The following is a 17,691-nucleotide window of genomic DNA, read 5'->3' as shown; positions in this document are numbered from 1 at the left end:
TAGCTGAGATTGATAAAACTGGTTGTTTGTCGAGGTTGGATGTTTTTATAAGGTGTAAGCCCAACAATTATTGGTTAGTGATTTATATTTAAGCTTGTGGCTGTTTAGGTTTATGTTTTATATGAATTTTAATTAACTTGGGTTTTTGGTGTTACGTTAACGTAAACATCCATAATAGCCTTTTCGTCTGGTATATATTGTATAAAATATGATGTTTGATTGTTCTAATCGCTATTTTAGACTGATGTGGAATATGTGCTTTTAAATAAAGCTATAGTTAAGGGTTGACAACAGACACGTAAAAAAGCAATTCTATTATTAATTCAAAACAAACACATAAAAATTAGTCGAGTGTCATAATGAAAATCCAGTTCCATGTTGTAGCTACCATTATTACAACCACCACAATTAACATTGTGGGGGCGGGCTGAGTACACCCTAAAGAATTTTTACAACAAGCCCGCTTCCCACAAAGAAGCGGGCTTTTTGTTTTCAGGCTTTAAAATATTTCGATTTAAAATTTAACTTAGCGCTAGCGAGTCAAGGGAGTAGAAAATGAAAGTAATGAAATTTGGTGGGACCTCGTTAGCCAACTGGCAACGTTTCTTAATGGCTGCGGACATCATCGAGCAATCAGCAAAATCTGAATCGATTGCCACAGTATTATCAGCCCCAGCCACTGTGACCAACGGATTGCTTGAACTTGTTGATTTAGCGCAGCGTGGTGAGGACTATTCAGCAGTAATAAGCCATATTGAAACGGTATTTAATGGCTTGTTTGAACATGCTGCCGAGCAATTAATATCGGCACAACAGAAAAGTTTATTAGAGGCAAAGCTTGCTGCACAGCTTGTTGATTGGAACGATAAACTTACAGGTATTAAGTTACTTAATGAATGTCCTGATCATGTACAGGCACAAGTCGTTGTATCTGGTGAGCGCTTATCTGCTGCGTTAATGGAACAAGTGATGCTGGCTAAATCACTTACGGCAGCTCAGTTCGATCCAACTCAGTTATTTGTAGCCCATGGTAAAGCCTTAGAGTCAGTGGTTGATATCAGTGTCAGTAAACCGCGTTTTGCAGCACTCGCATTAAATGAAGCAAGAGTGTGGATAATGCCAGGTTTTACCGCAGCCAACGAGCAAGGTAAAACAGTGACGTTAGGGCGTAATGGCTCTGACTACTCAGCGGCAGTTTTAGCTGCTTGTTTAGATGCGTCTAGCTGTGAGATTTGGACTGATGTTGATGGTGTTTATAACACCGATCCACGTGTTGTAACTGATGCAAAGCTTTTAGAGCAACTTAGCTATCAAGAAGCGATGGAACTGTCATATTTTGGTGCTAAAGTGCTGCATCCTAAAACGATTGCACCTATTGCGCAGTATCATATACCTTGCTACATCAAAAACAGCTTTAATCCTTCAGCACCAGGTACTTTAGTATCCAATGAAGTGGACAAAACTGGCCTACAAGTTAAAGCGATTTCTAATCTTGATAATCAAACCATGTTTAATATTTCAGGCCCTGGCATGAAAGGTATGGTTGGTATGGCAAGTCGCACATTGGAAGCTATTTCAAGAAGCGGAATTTCAGTCTCGTTAATTACTCAAAGTTCATCTGAATACAGTATTAGCTTCTGTGTTAACACTGACGAAGCTGAAAAAGCTAAGCAAGCACTTGAACTTGAATTTGAATTAGAGATTCAGTCCGAGCTATTAGAGCCTATTGAGTTAAGACAAGACTTAGCTATTGTGTCGTTAATTGGCGATGGAATGAAAACTCATAAAGGCGCAGCAGCTAAGTTCTTTAGTGCTTTAGCTAAAGCGAGTGTCAATATTGTTGCGATTGCACAAGGTTCGTCAGAACGTTCTATTTCAACTGTTATTCAACAGCGTAAAACAAAACATGCGATCAGTGCCTGTCATCAAGCTTTCTTTGATGTGCAGCAATACCTTGATGTGTTTTTAGTTGGTGCAGGTAATGTAGGTGCAGGATTGTTAGAGCAAATCAAACAACAAGCTGCAATGCTGAAAGAACAACATATCACCATGAGAGTATGTGGTGTAGCAAATTCACGCAAAATGCTGCTTAACAGTGATGGAGTCGATTTAGCTAATTGGCAGGCATTGCTCGCAGATTGTGATATGCAATATGATTTAACAGAGTTATTTGCATGGGGTAAGGAACAACAGTTGTTGAACCCCGTACTCGTTGACTGTACTTCAAGTGAATTGGTGTCAGACCGATACGTTGATGCGATGAACTCAGGGTTTCATGTTGTTACGCCTAATAAGAAAGCTAATACCCGCGATTATCAATATTATCAGCAGCTTCGCAGCACTGCGCTATTGCAACGTCGTCAGTTTTTATATGAAACAACTGTAGGTGCTGGCCTTCCGGTAATTGATAACTTGAAAAAGTTACTTTATGCAGGTGATAAGCTTCAACGTTTCAATGGTATTTTATCGGGTTCACTCTCTTATATCTTTGGTATGTTAGATGAAGGGATGAGCTTATCTGCTGCAACATCGATAGCCCGTGAAAAGTGCTTTACTGAACCGGATCCTCGTGAAGACTTAAGTGGTATGGATGTCGCGCGTAAAGTGCTGATCTTAGCCCGTGAAGTTGGCATGGAATTAGAGCTTGAAGACATTAACGTTGAGTCAGTTTTACCTAGCTCATTTGATGACTCTGGTGACATTGATACCTTTATGGCTAATTTACCAAAACTTGATGCTGAAGTTAGCGCTCGAGTCGAAGCTGCCAAAGCTGAAGGTAAAGTGCTGCGTTATGTAGGACAAATTGAGTCTGGCAAGTGTTATGTGCGCATTGCTGAAGTTGATGCAAGCGACCCTTTATACAGTGTTAAAGGTGGCGAGAATGCATTAGCGTTTTACAGTCGTTACTATCAACCAATTCCATTTGTATTAAGAGGCTACGGCGCAGGTACTGATGTGACCGCAGCTGGCGCATTTGCTGATGTATTAAGAACACTTAATTGGACTCGTGAGGTAGGATTATGAGCATAACGGTTTATGCCCCAGCCTCAATGGGAAATGTCGGTGTAGGCTACGATTTACTTGGCGCAGCGTTAGCGCCAATTGATGGCAGCTTATTAGGTGATAGAGTAATGATTGAAGCAGCAGATAGCGGCGTACATTATTCACAATCTGGCCCGTGGGCTCATAAATTACCTGAAGATGGTAAGCAAAATATTGTTTATCAATGTGCTGAGTTTTTCCTAGAAAAGCTTAATAGCAGCCAAGGTGTTGCTATTGGGCTAGAGAAAAACTTACCTGTTGGCAGCGGCTTAGGTTCGAGTGCAAGCTCGGTAGTCGCCGCGCTTTACGCACTCAACGAACACTTTGAGCAACCATTTGATGAGCAAGCTTTGTTACTCCTAATGGGCGAGTTTGAGGGCATGATTTCTGGTAGTGTGCATTTTGATAATGTCGCGCCATGTTACTTGGGCGGTATGCAGCTAATGCTAAATACCCCTAAACAAGTGTGCGCAGCCATTCCAAGCTTCAAGCAATGGTATTGGGTTGTGGCTTACCCAGGTATTTCATTGTCGACCGCAAAAATGCGTGAGCTGTTACCGAGTCAATATGACAAGTCGGTGGCAATTGATTTTGCGCGTCATTTAAGTGCATTTGTTCACGCCAGCTATCAGCAAGATGCAGAGCTTGCGATATCTGTACTGAAAGATGTTATGGCTGAGCCTTATCGAGCAGCAGCTATACCGGGTTATACAAATGCTCGTGACGAACTTGAAAGAATTGGCATGTTAACCACTGGTATTTCTGGCAGCGGTCCAACGCTATTTTCTATTACTGACTCACTTGAAACAGCACAAGCAGCTCAATTATGGTTAGAGCAACACTATTTATCTCAGGCTGGTGGTTTTGCCCACGTCTGTAAGCTGGATGAGTCTGGTACTCGTCGGGTTTAAACTGAATTACTTTATTAAGGCATTAAAAATGGAATTATATAATTTAAAGCATCCATCACAAGTGGTGAGTTTCAGCGAAGCAGTGCAGTTAGGATTAGGTAAAGATCGCGGTTTGTTTTTTCCTAAGTCTATACCAGTGTTAGATAATATGGATGAGCTGCTTGATCTTCCTTTTGCTGAACGTAGTAAACGTATTTTAGGCGCTTGGCTAGCAAGTGAAATAGGCCAAGAAAATGTTGATAAGCTAGTTGATAATGCGTTTACCTTTGACGCACCATTAGTTAAAGCTGATGACAAACGTGCTTGTTTAGAGTTATTCCATGGCCCTACATTAGCTTTTAAAGATTTTGGTGCACGATTTATGGCGCAGTGCGTCAACTTACTTGCTGGCGATAAAAAACTGACTATTTTAACTGCGACCTCTGGTGATACTGGCGCTGCAGTAGCAGATGCATTTTATGGGTTAGAGTCTGTTCAAGTAGTCGTGATGTATCCGAAAGGAAAAATCAGTGAATTACAGGAAAAGATGTTTACTACTTTAGGTAAGAACATTCACACTGTTGCCGTAACCTCTGATTTTGATGACTGCCAAACACTTGTTAAGCAAGCTTTTGATGACAGCGATGTACGAGACGGCTTGCATTTAAATTCAGCTAACTCAATCAACATAAGTCGTCTGTTAGCGCAGATTTGTTATTACTTTGAAGCTGTTGCGCAGGCTAAACAAAATAGTGATGAAGAAATTGTAGTATCAGTACCGAGTGGTAATTTTGGTAATTTAACTGCGGGCTTATTTGCTAAGGCTATGGGGTTACCAATTAAGCGTTTTATTGCGGCGACTAATTCAAATGACACAGTACCGCGTTACCTATCTGCAGGCGATTGGGCCCCCAATGCCACTGTTGCGACAATGTCTAATGCGATGGATGTCTCTGAGCCTTCAAATTGGCCACGTGTTGAAGCCATTTGTGAAGTGATGAAATGGCCTTTATCTTCAATTACAGGGTTAGCATTGACTGAAGCGCAAACAGCTAAAGCGCTAAATGAGTTATACCAATTAGGTTATCAATCAGAGCCTCACGCAGCGATTGCCGCTCAAGGGTTATCTGACGAGCTTAAAGAAGGGGAGACAGGGATATTCTTAGGTACAGCTCACCCTGCTAAATTCAAAGATGTGGTCGATGCTCAATTAAATATCAGTTTATCACTGCCTGCAGAACTTGAAGCCGTAGTGAATAAACCTATTTTATCGGCAGAACTTGATGCGGATTTTGAGCAACTTAAAGCTCATTTATTTAAAACACTCGCCTAATCATTTGTCGTTCTATTTGTGAGTATAGAAAGCACCTTTGGGTGCTTTTTTATTACTGCAATTTTGTTCGTCATTGTTTTAAATCACTTTTTTGACAATTTATAATTTTATGATCTTCGTCATAACATCATTAATAGCACTAGTGTAGATTGGATATATTCAATGTTTGCTTAATCTTTATACGTGAAGGAATGGTGATAATGGATAAGATGATACTGAAAAGGCTTATGAATGATCATAAGCATATTGCTATTTTGCTTGATGTATTAGCTAAGAAAAACATTAAGCTGTCAGAAGGTGAAGCAGTAAACTTTGCCTTGATAAGAGACGTTGTAGAGTATATGCAAGTCTATGCTGAACATAGCCATCACCCTTTAGAAGACATTACATACGATTACTTTGTGAAAAAGTTTTCAAGTCCTTGTAATACCCAATTGCATGAAGAACATAGCCGACTTGCTGAATATTCTGGCGCCTTAATGTATAGCTTGAATTTGATTTTATCAGATGTAGTGATTTCTAGAGAGAAGCTAGTCACAGATCTACAAGCCTATGTAGAAATTCAACAAAAGCATATGGAATATGAAGAGACCGAGTTGTTTCCTTTATTTGCCAAACAACTTCAAGCTGAAGATTGGCAAGCGATTAAATCTCAGTGTGAAAAGCAATTAGTTGAAGATCCATTATTTAGTGATAATGATGAAACTATATTCGAAGAGTTAAAAGAGCATATTTCACATGTAGATAAAAGGTGATTTAACATTTTAGATACAAAAAGAGCGCCAAAGGCGCTCTTTTTTATTTTGAAATTTGAATAACTATTCAATTAGTCATTAATACCTAAAGAGGCATTGTTTCAAAATCAAAATCAAAACTAGTATCGATGTCTTGAAGTTCTTTGAGTAGACGCTGTTTGTCCTTTAACGCTTCTATCTCCCGCCATTTACGTTTTTTATTTGAGCTTTTTGAGCGAGTTGGTCTTTCAACAACTTGGTCTAGCGCACCACCATAGTCTAAACGATCCATGGTAAACCTCCCTTGTTATTATGATGTCTCTATGCAAATAAGTATCATATTTCTTCGCTATTGTGCAATAGCTATGTTTCATTTTTGTTAACTTGAGCTGACAAGTTAATGAAGGTTAACTGGACTATTTAGAGATTTGTGCTACCGAGTTGATTGAAGTGCTAATAAAAAAGCCAGCTTGCGCTGGCTTTTTTAGTGTTTATATCTGACCTTGTCGATACAAATTAATTAATGCATTACTAGAAGAATCTAACTCAGTTGCCGCACTTTCAGCGCCAATCCGGTCCAGTACATCATTTCCAAGTAATTTGCCTAACTCTACACCCCATTGGTCAAACGAATTTATTTGCCATATAGCACCTTGAACGAAGGTTCTATGCTCATAAAGGGCAATGAGTGATCCTAAAGTAGTTGGAGTCAGTTTATCCATTAATAACGTATTGCTTGGTTTATTACCTGTCATCACTTTATGTTGCGAAATAAGCGTTTTATCAGAATCAGGTAAGTCTTTACCTGATAACTCTGCTAATGCTTCATCAAAAGTTCGGCCTTGCATTAATGCTTGCGTTTGGCCAAAGCAGTTTGATGCAAGTTGATTATGATGCTCGCCTAATGGATTGTGACTTTGCAGTGGCATAATGAAATCAGCAGGAATTAATGCAGTTCCTTGATGCAATAACTGATGGTAAGCATGTTGGCCATTGGTGCCTTCACCGCCCCAAATGACAGGCCCTGTGCTGAAATCGACTTCAGTGCCATCTAACATGACCGATTTTCCGTTACTTTCCATATCAAGTTGCTGGAAGTAAGCTGGTAAACCACGCAGGTAATGATCGTAGGTCAGTACAACATGTGACTGAGCATTATGGAAGTTGCCGTACAATACTGACATCATGCCCATAATGACAGGCATGTTTTGCTCCAGCGGTGTATTGGCAAAATGGTTATCCATTTGGTGAGCACCATCAAGCAATTGCTTGAAGTTATCCATTCCCACAAGAAGCGCGATAGGTAAACCAATTGCTGACCATAATGAATAACGGCCGCCAACCCAGTCCCACATAGGGAAGATGTTTGTAGCATCAATACCAAACTCTGTGGCCTTAGCAACGTTTGAAGTTACTGCGACAAAATGCTTAGCAACGTCAGTTTGTAAGCCGCCATTTGCTAAAAACCACTCTTTTGCGCTTAAGGTGTTTGTTAATGTTTCTTGAGTGCCAAATGACTTAGAAGACATCACAAATAAGGTTGTTTCAGCGTCTAAATTCTTTAACTTTTCACAAATAGAGCTAGCATCAACATTGGCAACGAAATGACAATTTAGACCTTTAACCCAGTATGGTCGAAGTGCCTGTGAAACAATCTTAGGACCTAAGAAAGAGCCGCCAATACCAATACTGACGATGTCTGTAATGGTTTTACCGGTATAGCCTTTCCATTCGCCTTGTTGTACTGATTCAACAAACTGTGCCATCTTAGCTAAAGTTTGCTGAACTTCAGGAACAATATTATTGCCTTCAGCCATGATGACTTGCTCAGGCTTACTGCGAAGTGCCGTATGCAGTACTGCGCGTCCTTCAGTATTGTTAATAATATCGCCGTTAAACATAGCGGCAATTTTATTACTTAAATCAGCTTCTTTAGCTAGTTTAAAGAGTAAGCTTAGGGTTTCATCATCAACTCGGTTTTTAGAATAATCTAATAACAAACCGCAATCTTTAACACTTAATTGCTCAAATCTCGAAGGGTTTTGGGCAAATAATTCACGCATATGTGGTAATGCTGCTGCATTTTGAGATAACTGCTGCCAGGTATTACTCTGAGTTAAATGTGTCATGCAAATCACTCCATTGAATTTGGATTTAGCCAAGTTTCTCGTTTAACATGACCTCTAATTTTCCTTGGTCAATGGCAAAGTTTCGAATACCTTCAGCAAGTTTATCAACTGCCATAGGGTCTTGGTTATATTCCCAGCGGAACTGTGCTTCAGTTAGCGGCGTTGGCGCAGCTTTGATTGATGTTGCAGGCTTAAGCTTTTGCGTGATTGCTACATCACTGTTAGCTAGTTCTTCAAGTAATGCAGGACCAATTGTAAGACGGTCACAACCCGCAAGCTCGATAATTTCACCGATATTACGGAAACTTGCACCCATAACGACAGTGCTATATCCATGACGTTTGTAGTAATCATAAATGTCTGTCACTGATACAACGCCAGGGTCAGTTTCTGCTGTATAATCTTGGCCTGTATCTTTTTTATACCAATCTAAAATACGACCAACGAATGGTGAAATTAGGTAAACGCCAGCTTCAGCACACGCGCGTGCTTGGGCAAAGCTGAATAATAAAGTTAAGTTACAATTAATGCCTTCTTGTTCTAATTGCTTTGCTGCGCAAATACCTTCCCAAGTAGAAGCCAGTTTAATCAGGATACGAGATTTATCGATGCCAGCTTCTTTATATAGCTGAATAAGCTTGTGCGCTTTTTCAATTGAACCTGCTTTGTCAAACGAAAGACGTGCGTCAACTTCTGTTGAAATACGGCCAGGAACAATTTTTAAAATTTCCACGCCAATATTGACCGCTAATTTATCGCCAGCATCTTCAACTTGTTGTGCAACATCACTTGATTGGCCTTTTGCCCATGCAATGGCGTCATCAATTAGAGGTGCATATTCTGGAATTTGTGCTGCTTTTAGGATCAGAGAAGGGTTGGTGGTCGCATCTTCAGGTTGGTAACGTTTAATTGCTTCGATGTCGCCAGTGTCTGCAACAATGGTTGTTAGTGCTTTAAGTTGAGCTAACGTGTTCGCCATGGAAATTTCCCTCTCAAGTAACAAAGTTATTTTGTTCAGTGCGGTTATTAGAAGCGATTTTACTGTATTTTCCAACAATTTTTGTAAAAAAATTACATAAAAATTGCCATTTAGAGCGTTTTAACGGAAAAACTTGTTATTTAATATCTGATTCTTTAGTTATTTAACAAATTCACCCGCTTGTTAAAAAAATTGTTACCGATAACAACCTTGTGGTTGTAAGGGTTTCTTTATTCTGTTTGTTAAAATTCAAATGAAAGTTTTAAAATAAAAAGTCGCTGCAAGCAGCGACTTTATTATTTCAATTAAGCTTAGTACTTATTGTATTTTATTTTAGTACAGGACGCTTTTCTGCACCACTGACTACAGCTTCAATACGACGGTTTTGCTTGTTAGCTTCCGCTGAAGTGCCTTCTATGATTGGGCGATCTTCACCAAATCCAACAGCTTTTAAACGAGTAGCATCAATACCGTAGTCATTAACTAGTGCATCTACAACTGCTTGAGCTCGTTTCTCTGATAATTCCATATTGTAATCAGAATTACCAACGTGCGAGGCATGCCCTTCAATAACCACTGATGTATGTGGGTTGTCTTTTAAGTACTTCGCTGCTTTGTCCATACGCGGTTTTGATTCAGGTTTTAAAACTGCAGAATCATTATCGAATAATAGGCCTTCTAAGCGTGAAGAAATTGGTGCGTCTTCATAAATAGTACAACCTTGTGCATCAACTTTATGGGTCGAAGGTGTATCAGGGCATTTATCTAAATCATCTGTTACACCATCATTATCTGAATCTATTGGTGCAGCAACAACGGGAGCAACGACAGGTGCTGGCTTATCTACGCCGAAGCGGTAGCTAAGTTCAAGTCCCCAATAGTTACTTTCCATATCGAGCGTATTGTATTTATCATCATCTAGGTTTTCATAACGACGATATTTAGCTTGTAGCTTTAGATTTTGGGTAAAGTTGTAACCAAAGCCAACACCAACATAAGGTGCTATGCCGCTGTCACTATAATATTCAGTATTATAGTTTTTCTTATTAGAAATAAGGTAGTTCATTGCACCAGCTTCAGCTGAAAAACTCCACTTTTCGCTAATAGGTAAAAATGCTGCTAAACCTAACGTCATGCCTCTAGCGCCAACATCGTTACGTTTGTTGCTGTAGTCGGTCCATTCTGCGCGACCTAAGTCACGGTAGCCTAGCTCGACACCAAAGTAATCGTTAAATAAGTAACCACCGAAAACATCCCATGCATATGGGTCATCTTCACCGCAAACTTTCATTGTTTTCTGATCGCAGTTAGGTTCATAGTTATTAATACCTAAACCACCACCTACGTACCACGGTGTTAGCTCTTGTTCTGCTGAAGCAGCAAAAGGTAACATAGAGGTGAGTAATACTACTTTTAATGTGTTCTTCATCATGTATAAGTCCATTGTTATTTTACTCCACCATAACGCATGCAAGTTAATAGTTTGTTACATGCGTCGCTGACGCTTATGTGGTGTTCCTATTATGCTTTTGTCAGCAACGTAATTATCGTCGTAAATTCAATGGTTTTCCATAGTAAGAAAGATTAATGTTTCTATTAATTAGAATGTCTTTGTTATTTAAGTTGTGCTGATGTTGTTTATTTGGTTTTTATGCGGGCGTTTAAGGCATTAAAAAAGCGCCCTAGGGCGCTTTTTATTTAATCGAATGTGTATTGATAATCTCAGTTAACGAGTCCAGACCCAGTTTTCAATCTCTTGTGGGTCAACACCATTTGCTTTGATGTAGTTACGGTGCTCAACTAATCGCTGCAACATATCAGTAGTGATAGCCACATGCTGAGTTTCATCAATAACACCTTGTTGGAACAGTTTGTATGCCATATCAATCACTAAATGATAGCGTGATGTGCCATTTCGAACGCCCATATCGAATGGTGTGGTTGTTGAACCTTCTTCTTCATAACCTTTAATTCGGAAACGGCGGCTACCTTTATAGTCAAATACGAGCTTCTTAATCGTATTAGGGTAGCCATGATAGTTAAATACTACGCCTTTATCTTCGGTAAAGATTTCATCCATCATCCAAGGTTTTGCTTGGAAATCTCGGCTACCTAGACCATTACTGTTTAATTCTGTGACACTGACAAATCGAATGCGTACTCTTGGCAGTAATTCGCGAATTAGTACTAGTGAAGCCATACATTCCTGCGTGACGTAATCGCCACAACCTGCAAGTACAACATCTGGGTTTTCGTCTGAGGCGAAATCCCACACCATAACACCATCTTCGGTTTGCTTGCGAGATTCATCAAGTGATAGCCATTGAGGTAAATCTTTTTTACCTGCAACGAGAATATTTAACTTGTCACGGTCTTCATAAGCACGTTCAGTGTAAGTAAGAGTGGTGTTGCCGTCTGCTGGTAAATACGCAGAGATAATGTCAGGGTGTTTCTCGAGCATTGCCCCTAAGAAAGAAGGGTTTTGATGAGAGTAGCCATTGTGATCTTGACGCTCTAGTAATGAAGACAGCACCACATTACAAGAAGGTACAGGTTTACGGAAATGAACCCCTTGGCTTGCATATACATATTTACAGTATTGGTCAGCCATGGATGAAACGACTTGAGAGAAAGCTTCGTAGGTCGGGAACATTGCATGGCGACCTGTGACAGTGTAACCGTGCATCATACCAAAGAGTAAGTTCTCTGAGAGTAGCTCAATCACACGGCCGTCACGAGCCATGTCTTGATCCCAACTCTTTATTGGCCATTGCCAAGCACGGTCAGTTTCTTCGAAGACCGCTTGCAATTGATTAGAGTATGTTTCGTCTGGGCTGAAAATACGAAGGTTGCGTTGATCGCGGTTTAATTTAAATGCATCGCGCATCCATTCGCCCATCTTATACATTGAAACACCGCGAGTACCGCGAGGAGTTTCAGGGCCATAACTTAGTTTTTTAAGATCAGGCTGAGCAAGAGCGCGAACGACTTCACCGCCGTAGCTTAAATGTTGGCGACCGCAGCATAAGTGCTTAGGTGGAATAAGTGATTGGATATCTTTATCAAAGGTAATTTGACCTTCAGTATTGATTTCACACAATTCGTCAAACTTATAACTGTCTAACCATTCGTTTAACGCGGTTAAATGACTTGCGTCAGTGGCGCACTTATTAACGATAACTTGATGTGATTCGCAGTTACCTTCTAGTTTTTTACCGCCATGTTCTGCTGTACCAGTCCAACCTTTAGCTGTACGCATTAAAATAACAGGCCAGCGAGGTTTACAAACATCTTCGCCATTGCGAGCACGAGTTTGAATGTCGTTGATCATTTCGTAAGACAAGTCCATCGCATTCGACATTTGGACGAACACATCTTCTTCAAGCTCATCATCAACAATAATTGGGTGGTAGCCTAAGCCGCGGAATTCAAGATCGAGTTCTTCATGATCCATACGTCCCATTCGAGTCGGGCCAGAAATTTTATAACCATTAATGTGAACGATTGGCAGTACTGCACCATTAGTAGCTGGGTCTACTAAACGATTTGCATACCATGAAGCTGCTAATGGCCCAGTTTCTGACTCACCATCACCTACCAGACAAGCCGCAATTAAATTTGGGTTATCAAGTACAGCACCCCAAGCAACAGAAAGTGAGTAACCTAATTCACCTCCTTCAAGAATTTGCCCCGGCGCTTCAGGGTTTGCATGAGAAGGGTAACCGTAAGCTGCAGAGAACTTTTTACAAATATCCTCAATGCCAGCTTCATTATATGGAATGGTTTCTGGATAGAAGTGACTTAATGAACCTTCAACAAATAAGTTAGCTTGAACTGCAGGGAAACCATGGCCAGGACCTACAAGATAAATGAAGTCCCTTTGATGTTTGACGATGAGGCGATTAACGTTAGCGTAGACAAAGTTTATCCCAGGGCAGGTTCCCCAATGACCAAGTAGTCTTGGCTTAATATCTTCGTGTTTCAAATCTCTTTTGAATAATACATTTTGTTTTAGGTAGATTTGAGAAGTGGCGAGAAAGTTTGTAGCTCGAACAAATTTCTTTAGCGACGTGATTTCATTTTCATGCGTCATAATTGACCTCAATGTTTAAAGTAAAATTTATTTAACCTTTAATGAGAACACTGTATTCTTAAAACGGTTGCAATAATGTGGTCTTTGTCTAAGTTTTTATTAAATCTTTTTATTAAAAAAATGGGTGTAGGTTGATTTGATGTTAATTCTTTTACGATTAAGGGCGTAAGATTGTTATTTGAGATGAGGGTTAAGGCTGGTAATTAGATAAGTGTGATCAAGATCACCTGACGCTTCAGATCATCTATGCTAATTTTTTGCTCCGAAAAAACAGAGATAATGAATTGAGAAAGTTTGCTAGGCATTCGTGCTTAAAAAAAGTAAAGTTAACTCGATCAAATCCTAAATAATAAATAACTAATATTTTCGCTCACTAAACTCAATGTCATCAGATAGCCTTAGTGGGTTGTTGACTTAGAACTTGAGTGTTTTTATTAAAATAATACGATAATTTTATTTTGTTTGAAGCAACAAGCCTTTGGGGTAATTCAATACAGGCTGTCTTTTTGCAAAATAAAGTTATTCCAAGGAATAAATAAAGCATGGCAATGTTAGAAACGATTGTGAATTTCATGAACGATTTACTCTGGGGTAAATTGTTAGTTTACGGGCTGGTTGGTGCAGGTTTATTTTTTACTGTACGTTTAGGTTTCATTCAAATAGCTCACTTTACACACGGCATCAAAATTTTAGCGATTAGCCGTCGTCCTGGCCGTCATGGTCTATCTTCCTTCCAAGTATTTTGTACCAGTATGGCTGCGCGTGTTGGCGCGGGTAACATGGCTGGTGTTGCTGTCGCTATCGGAATGGCAGGCCCTGGTGCTGTCTTCTGGATGTGGGCAATTGCTGTATTAGGTATGGCAACTGCTATGATTGAATCTACTTTAGCGCAAGTCTATAAAGTGAAAGATTCTGATGGTCAATACCGCGGCGGCCCTTCTTACTATATGGAAAAAGGTTTGGGTCAGCGTTGGATGGGGATCCTGTTCTCAATCTTGCTGATTATCTGTTTCGGTTTAGTATTTAATGCGGTTCAAGCAAATACTATTACTGGTGCAATGACGGCTGTATTTGGTTTTGACCCAGTTTATGTGGGTATTGCTATCGCTATATTAAGTGGTGTAGTGATTATGGGTGGCCTTAAGAAGGTTGCTAAAGTGTCTGAGGTTATCGTACCTATCATGGCGCTAGCCTACATTGCGATTGCATTTGTCGTTGTCTTGATGAATGTTGAGCAATTACCAGCAGTCTTCACTTTGGTTATTAAAAGTGCATTTGGCTGGCAAGAAGCCGCTGGTGGTGCGGTTGCTTACAGTATCGCTCAAGCTATGCAAGCAGGTATTGCACGTGGTCTGTTCTCAAACGAAGCGGGTATGGGTAGTGCTGCCAATATTGCGGCGAGTGCTTCACCAAATCCAAATCACCCGGCATCACAAGGTTATATGCAAATGATGGGTGTTTTCTTTGACACTATTGTAATTTGTACTGCAACCGCTGCGATTATTCTATTGTCTGGCGATGCTGCCGGTAGTGGTGATGGTATTGGGATGACAATTAATGCGTTATCTTCCCATGTTGGTGATTGGGGCGGTGCGTTCATTGCTTTTGCCATTTTACTGTTCTGTTTCACTTCTATTATTGCTAACTATTCATACGCAGAAACCAACGTAATGTATCTTTCTGGCAATAAGAAAGGTGCATTACCGTTATTCCGCTTAGCGGTTTTAGGTATGGTGATGTTTGGTGCTATTGCAAAAATTAATATCGTATGGAACCTAGCAGATGTATCTATGGGCTTAATGGCACTGGTGAATGTCATTGCCTTACTATTATTATCTGGTCTAGCAGTTCGAGTGATTAACGATTATCGCCAACAAGTTAAAGCTGGAGAAGAACCAGTTTTCGATACAGATAAGTTCCCTGAGCTTGCTGAACAGCTTGAAGATGGCATCTGGAAAAATAAGCCAGTTGAATCTGACAAGTAGATTAAAAGGATTGATAGAGTCCACTTTAATGAGTGAACACTAAACTCTATTAGTACAATCTAAAAAACCATGCATTTATTGCATGGTTTTTTTTATTCAGCCCAGTATCATAGGAAGTATTAAAGTTGAATACTGTATGGCTTAATAGGATAGTTAACGATGTTAGTATTAGTTTCTCCAGCAAAAACCTTAGATTTCGATACCGCAGCTAAGACCTCGTCATTTACTCAACCCACTTTATTAGATCATAGTCAGCAATTGATTGAAGTTTGTCGCGAACTTACCCCAGTAGATATTGCTTCATTAATGAAAGTCAGTGATAAGATTGCAGGCTTAAACGCGGCAAGGTTTAGTGAATGGCAACCTAACTTCAACCTTGATAACGCCAAGCAAGCCATGTTTGCATTTAGAGGGGATGTTTATACTGGGCTTGATGCTGACTCAATGACAGAGCAGCAAATTAATAAAGCTCAGCAACATCTGCGCATTCTTTCTGGTTTATATGGGCTGTTAAAGCCGCTTGATTTAATGCAGGCATACCGCTTAGAAATGGGCACCAGTTTAGCTAACTCAAAAGGTAAAAACCTTTATGCATTTTGGGGTGAGGTTATCACTGATGAAATTAATGCCGCGGTTACAGAGCAATCTGACGACATTATTGTAAATTTAGCCTCAAACGAATATTTTAAAGCTGTAAAACCAAAGCAATTAAAAGCGACATTAATCACCCCGGCTTTTAAAGACTGTAAAAATGGTCAATATAAGGTAATTAGTTTTTATGCTAAAAAAGCCCGCGGCCTAATGGCGAGATATTTAATTGATAATGGCATTAATACGTTAGCTGGGATTCAACAATTTGACGCCGATGGTTATTATTATAGTGAAGAGCTATCGACGCCTGCTTCTCCAGTTTTTTTACGTGAAGAAAGAAACCAGTAGGTTAATTTTTTTACAGAAAAGAATAGGTTTGAAAACCGAATAAAAAAAAGCAGCTTATTAGCTGCTTTTTTTATACTTTAAGTAAAGTGAGCTTTGCTACTTTTTATCTTCTTTTTTAGCTAGCGGACGCAAATCTAATTCTGACTGCGCCATGATATAAGCGAATTGCGCATAGGCTGCGACATTTTGCGCTAACGCTTTAGGATCAATTTTATCTAGCGTGTCATTCGGCGTGTGATGATAGTCGAAGTAATCCGTACCGTCTTGTCTTAGTGATGCAACAGGGACACCTAATGAAGGCATCATTGATACGTCAGGGCCGCCAGTTGCTTTATTATTACCAAGCTTAACGCCATTAATTGTCATCGCACTGTGTTCGGCCTTTACTTGCTCGAACACTGCAGGATTGACATTAAAGTCTATTTGATAAATTTCTCCAGCGCCAAAATCTGACTCTGCAGCGATATAGTGCTTAGTTAATTCATTCGCGTGCTGCTTTGCGTAAGCTTTACCGCCCACGAGTCCGACCTCTTCAGCTGCATATAACACCACTCTGATTGTTCTAGCCGGCTTTTGTGGCAGATCTTGAATTAGTTTAGCTGCAGCGGTGACGATTGCGACGCCTGCACCATCATCAATTGCGCCAGTCCCTTCATCCCAAGAATCAAGATGAGCACCAATTAACACTACTTCATCTGGCTTATTGCTTCCGGTGACTTCAGCTATCACATTATATGAAGTGGCAACGCCTAAATTTTTAGAGCTTAAGTTTAAAGATAACGTGATGTTGCTATCACGCTTTAGCATTGAATTGATCATGTCAGCATCGGGTGCTGAAAGCGCTGCAGCGGGAATTTTAGCAACACCTTCTTTGTAACGCATCATGCCAGTATGGGCCATACGGTCATGATCTGTTCCAATTGAGCGAATGACTACGGCCACAGCCCCTTTTTCAGCAGCGGCTACAGCGCCTCTTGAACGTCCGCCTACGGATTGACCATAACCCTTACCGCTGATATGCCTTTCTGTTTTATGGTCAATAAAAGCAATTTTGCCTTTTACAGCTTCAGGATCTGCAGCTTGTAAATCAGCGAGGGTATCAAACCTAATAATTTGGGCTTCTAAGCCATCTGTTGGTGTCGCGACACTACCACCCAAGGCACTGATAACAAGAGGTTGCTCAAAAGGGGCTATAATTGATGCTTTGGCGCTGCCACGAGACCAAGCTGGTACTTGAACAGATTCTTTGTAAACTTTATCAAACCCTAAAGATTCTAGTTTATTCATTGCCCAGTTAACCGCAATGATATCTTTCTCTGAACCCGCCAATCTAGGACCGACTTCTACAGTTAATGACTCAACAATGTCATAACCCAATGAAGAAGCTAAAGCTTTTTGAGCTAACGTTTGACTAATTTGATTGTTGTTAGTGTTTTCTACATTAGTTGCATTTGTTACTTGTGTATCATTTGTATAGTTCTGACAACCTGATATTGCTGTAAAAATCGTCGCAGCGCAGAGAGTCTTATTGTAGTTTTTCATGAGTTTCCTTCATTTTTATTAGCTA

At 40.1% G+C, this 17,691-nt stretch carries 12 protein-coding genes; 6 read left to right on the top strand and 6 right to left on the bottom strand.

Annotated elements, in window-relative coordinates; all coding sequences use genetic code 11:
* The first annotated feature begins 555 nt into the window (after positions 1–555).
* The 4 genes from thrA to K5Q58_RS08870 all read left to right on the top strand — a co-directional run bounded on the left by thrA (position 556) and on the right by K5Q58_RS08870 (position 6,020).
* Entirely contained in the window at positions 556–3,024 is a 2,469-nt protein-coding gene (gene thrA, locus K5Q58_RS08885) for a bifunctional aspartate kinase/homoserine dehydrogenase I (RefSeq protein WP_220753580.1), read from the top strand.
* Entirely contained in the window at positions 3,021–3,953 is a 933-nt protein-coding gene (thrB, locus tag K5Q58_RS08880; RefSeq protein ID WP_220753579.1) for a homoserine kinase, read from the top strand. The genes thrA and thrB overlap by 4 nt, the downstream gene beginning before the upstream one ends.
* A gap of 28 nt (positions 3,954–3,981) precedes the next feature.
* Complete coding sequence (thrC, locus tag K5Q58_RS08875) at positions 3,982–5,265, top strand: threonine synthase (protein WP_220753578.1); 1,284 nt, start codon at positions 3,982–3,984, stop codon at positions 5,263–5,265.
* 200 nt (positions 5,266–5,465) lie between these two features.
* Positions 5,466–6,020, top strand: coding sequence for a hemerythrin domain-containing protein (locus K5Q58_RS08870; protein WP_259651298.1), 555 nt, complete (start codon positions 5,466–5,468; stop codon positions 6,018–6,020).
* Between the two features lie 85 nt (positions 6,021–6,105).
* Here K5Q58_RS08870 and K5Q58_RS08865 read toward each other — a convergent pair whose 3' ends face one another.
* From K5Q58_RS08865 to K5Q58_RS08845, 5 genes are all read right to left on the bottom strand, one after another.
* On the bottom strand, positions 6,106–6,291 hold the full coding sequence (locus K5Q58_RS08865; RefSeq protein WP_055025622.1) for a DUF3545 family protein: 186 nt from the start codon (positions 6,289–6,291) through the stop codon (positions 6,106–6,108).
* A 199-nt stretch (positions 6,292–6,490) separates the two neighbouring features.
* Positions 6,491–8,128 (bottom strand): glucose-6-phosphate isomerase, encoded by a 1,638-nt coding sequence (gene pgi / locus K5Q58_RS08860; protein WP_220753577.1) that lies wholly within the window; start codon positions 8,126–8,128, stop codon positions 6,491–6,493.
* Between the two features lie 25 nt (positions 8,129–8,153).
* A complete protein-coding gene (gene tal, locus K5Q58_RS08855) occupies positions 8,154–9,107 on the bottom strand; it encodes a transaldolase (protein WP_220753576.1) in 954 nt (317 codons plus the stop codon).
* Between the two features lie 328 nt (positions 9,108–9,435).
* Positions 9,436–10,539, bottom strand: coding sequence for an OmpA family protein (locus K5Q58_RS08850; protein WP_220753575.1), 1,104 nt, complete (start codon positions 10,537–10,539; stop codon positions 9,436–9,438).
* A gap of 294 nt (positions 10,540–10,833) precedes the next feature.
* Positions 10,834–13,200 carry a phosphoketolase family protein gene (locus K5Q58_RS08845; protein ID WP_220753574.1) on the bottom strand — a complete coding sequence of 789 codons (2,367 nt, stop codon included), beginning with the start codon at positions 13,198–13,200 and terminating at the stop codon, positions 10,834–10,836.
* A 548-nt stretch (positions 13,201–13,748) separates the two neighbouring features.
* On the opposite strand from K5Q58_RS08845, the gene K5Q58_RS08840 reads away from it, so the two are divergent.
* Together K5Q58_RS08840 and yaaA are read left to right on the top strand one after the other, a co-directional pair.
* A complete protein-coding gene (locus K5Q58_RS08840; RefSeq protein WP_220753615.1) occupies positions 13,749–15,185 on the top strand; it encodes a sodium:alanine symporter family protein in 1,437 nt (478 codons plus the stop codon).
* 159 nt (positions 15,186–15,344) lie between these two features.
* A complete protein-coding gene (yaaA, locus tag K5Q58_RS08835) occupies positions 15,345–16,124 on the top strand; it encodes a peroxide stress protein YaaA (RefSeq protein ID WP_220753573.1) in 780 nt (259 codons plus the stop codon).
* A 96-nt stretch (positions 16,125–16,220) separates the two neighbouring features.
* On the opposite strand, the gene K5Q58_RS08830 is transcribed toward yaaA, so the two are convergent.
* Positions 16,221–17,666: a M28 family metallopeptidase gene (locus K5Q58_RS08830; protein WP_220753572.1), complete on the bottom strand. Its 1,446-nt coding sequence runs from the start codon at positions 17,664–17,666 to the stop codon at positions 16,221–16,223.
* Positions 17,667–17,691 lie beyond the last annotated feature (25 nt).

Origin of the sequence: Shewanella sp. KT0246, assembly GCF_019654955.1 — a bacterium.
In the GTDB taxonomy this organism is placed as follows: domain Bacteria; phylum Pseudomonadota; class Gammaproteobacteria; order Enterobacterales; family Shewanellaceae; genus Shewanella; species Shewanella goraebulensis.
This window is presented reverse-complemented; position numbering and strand designations above follow the sequence as displayed.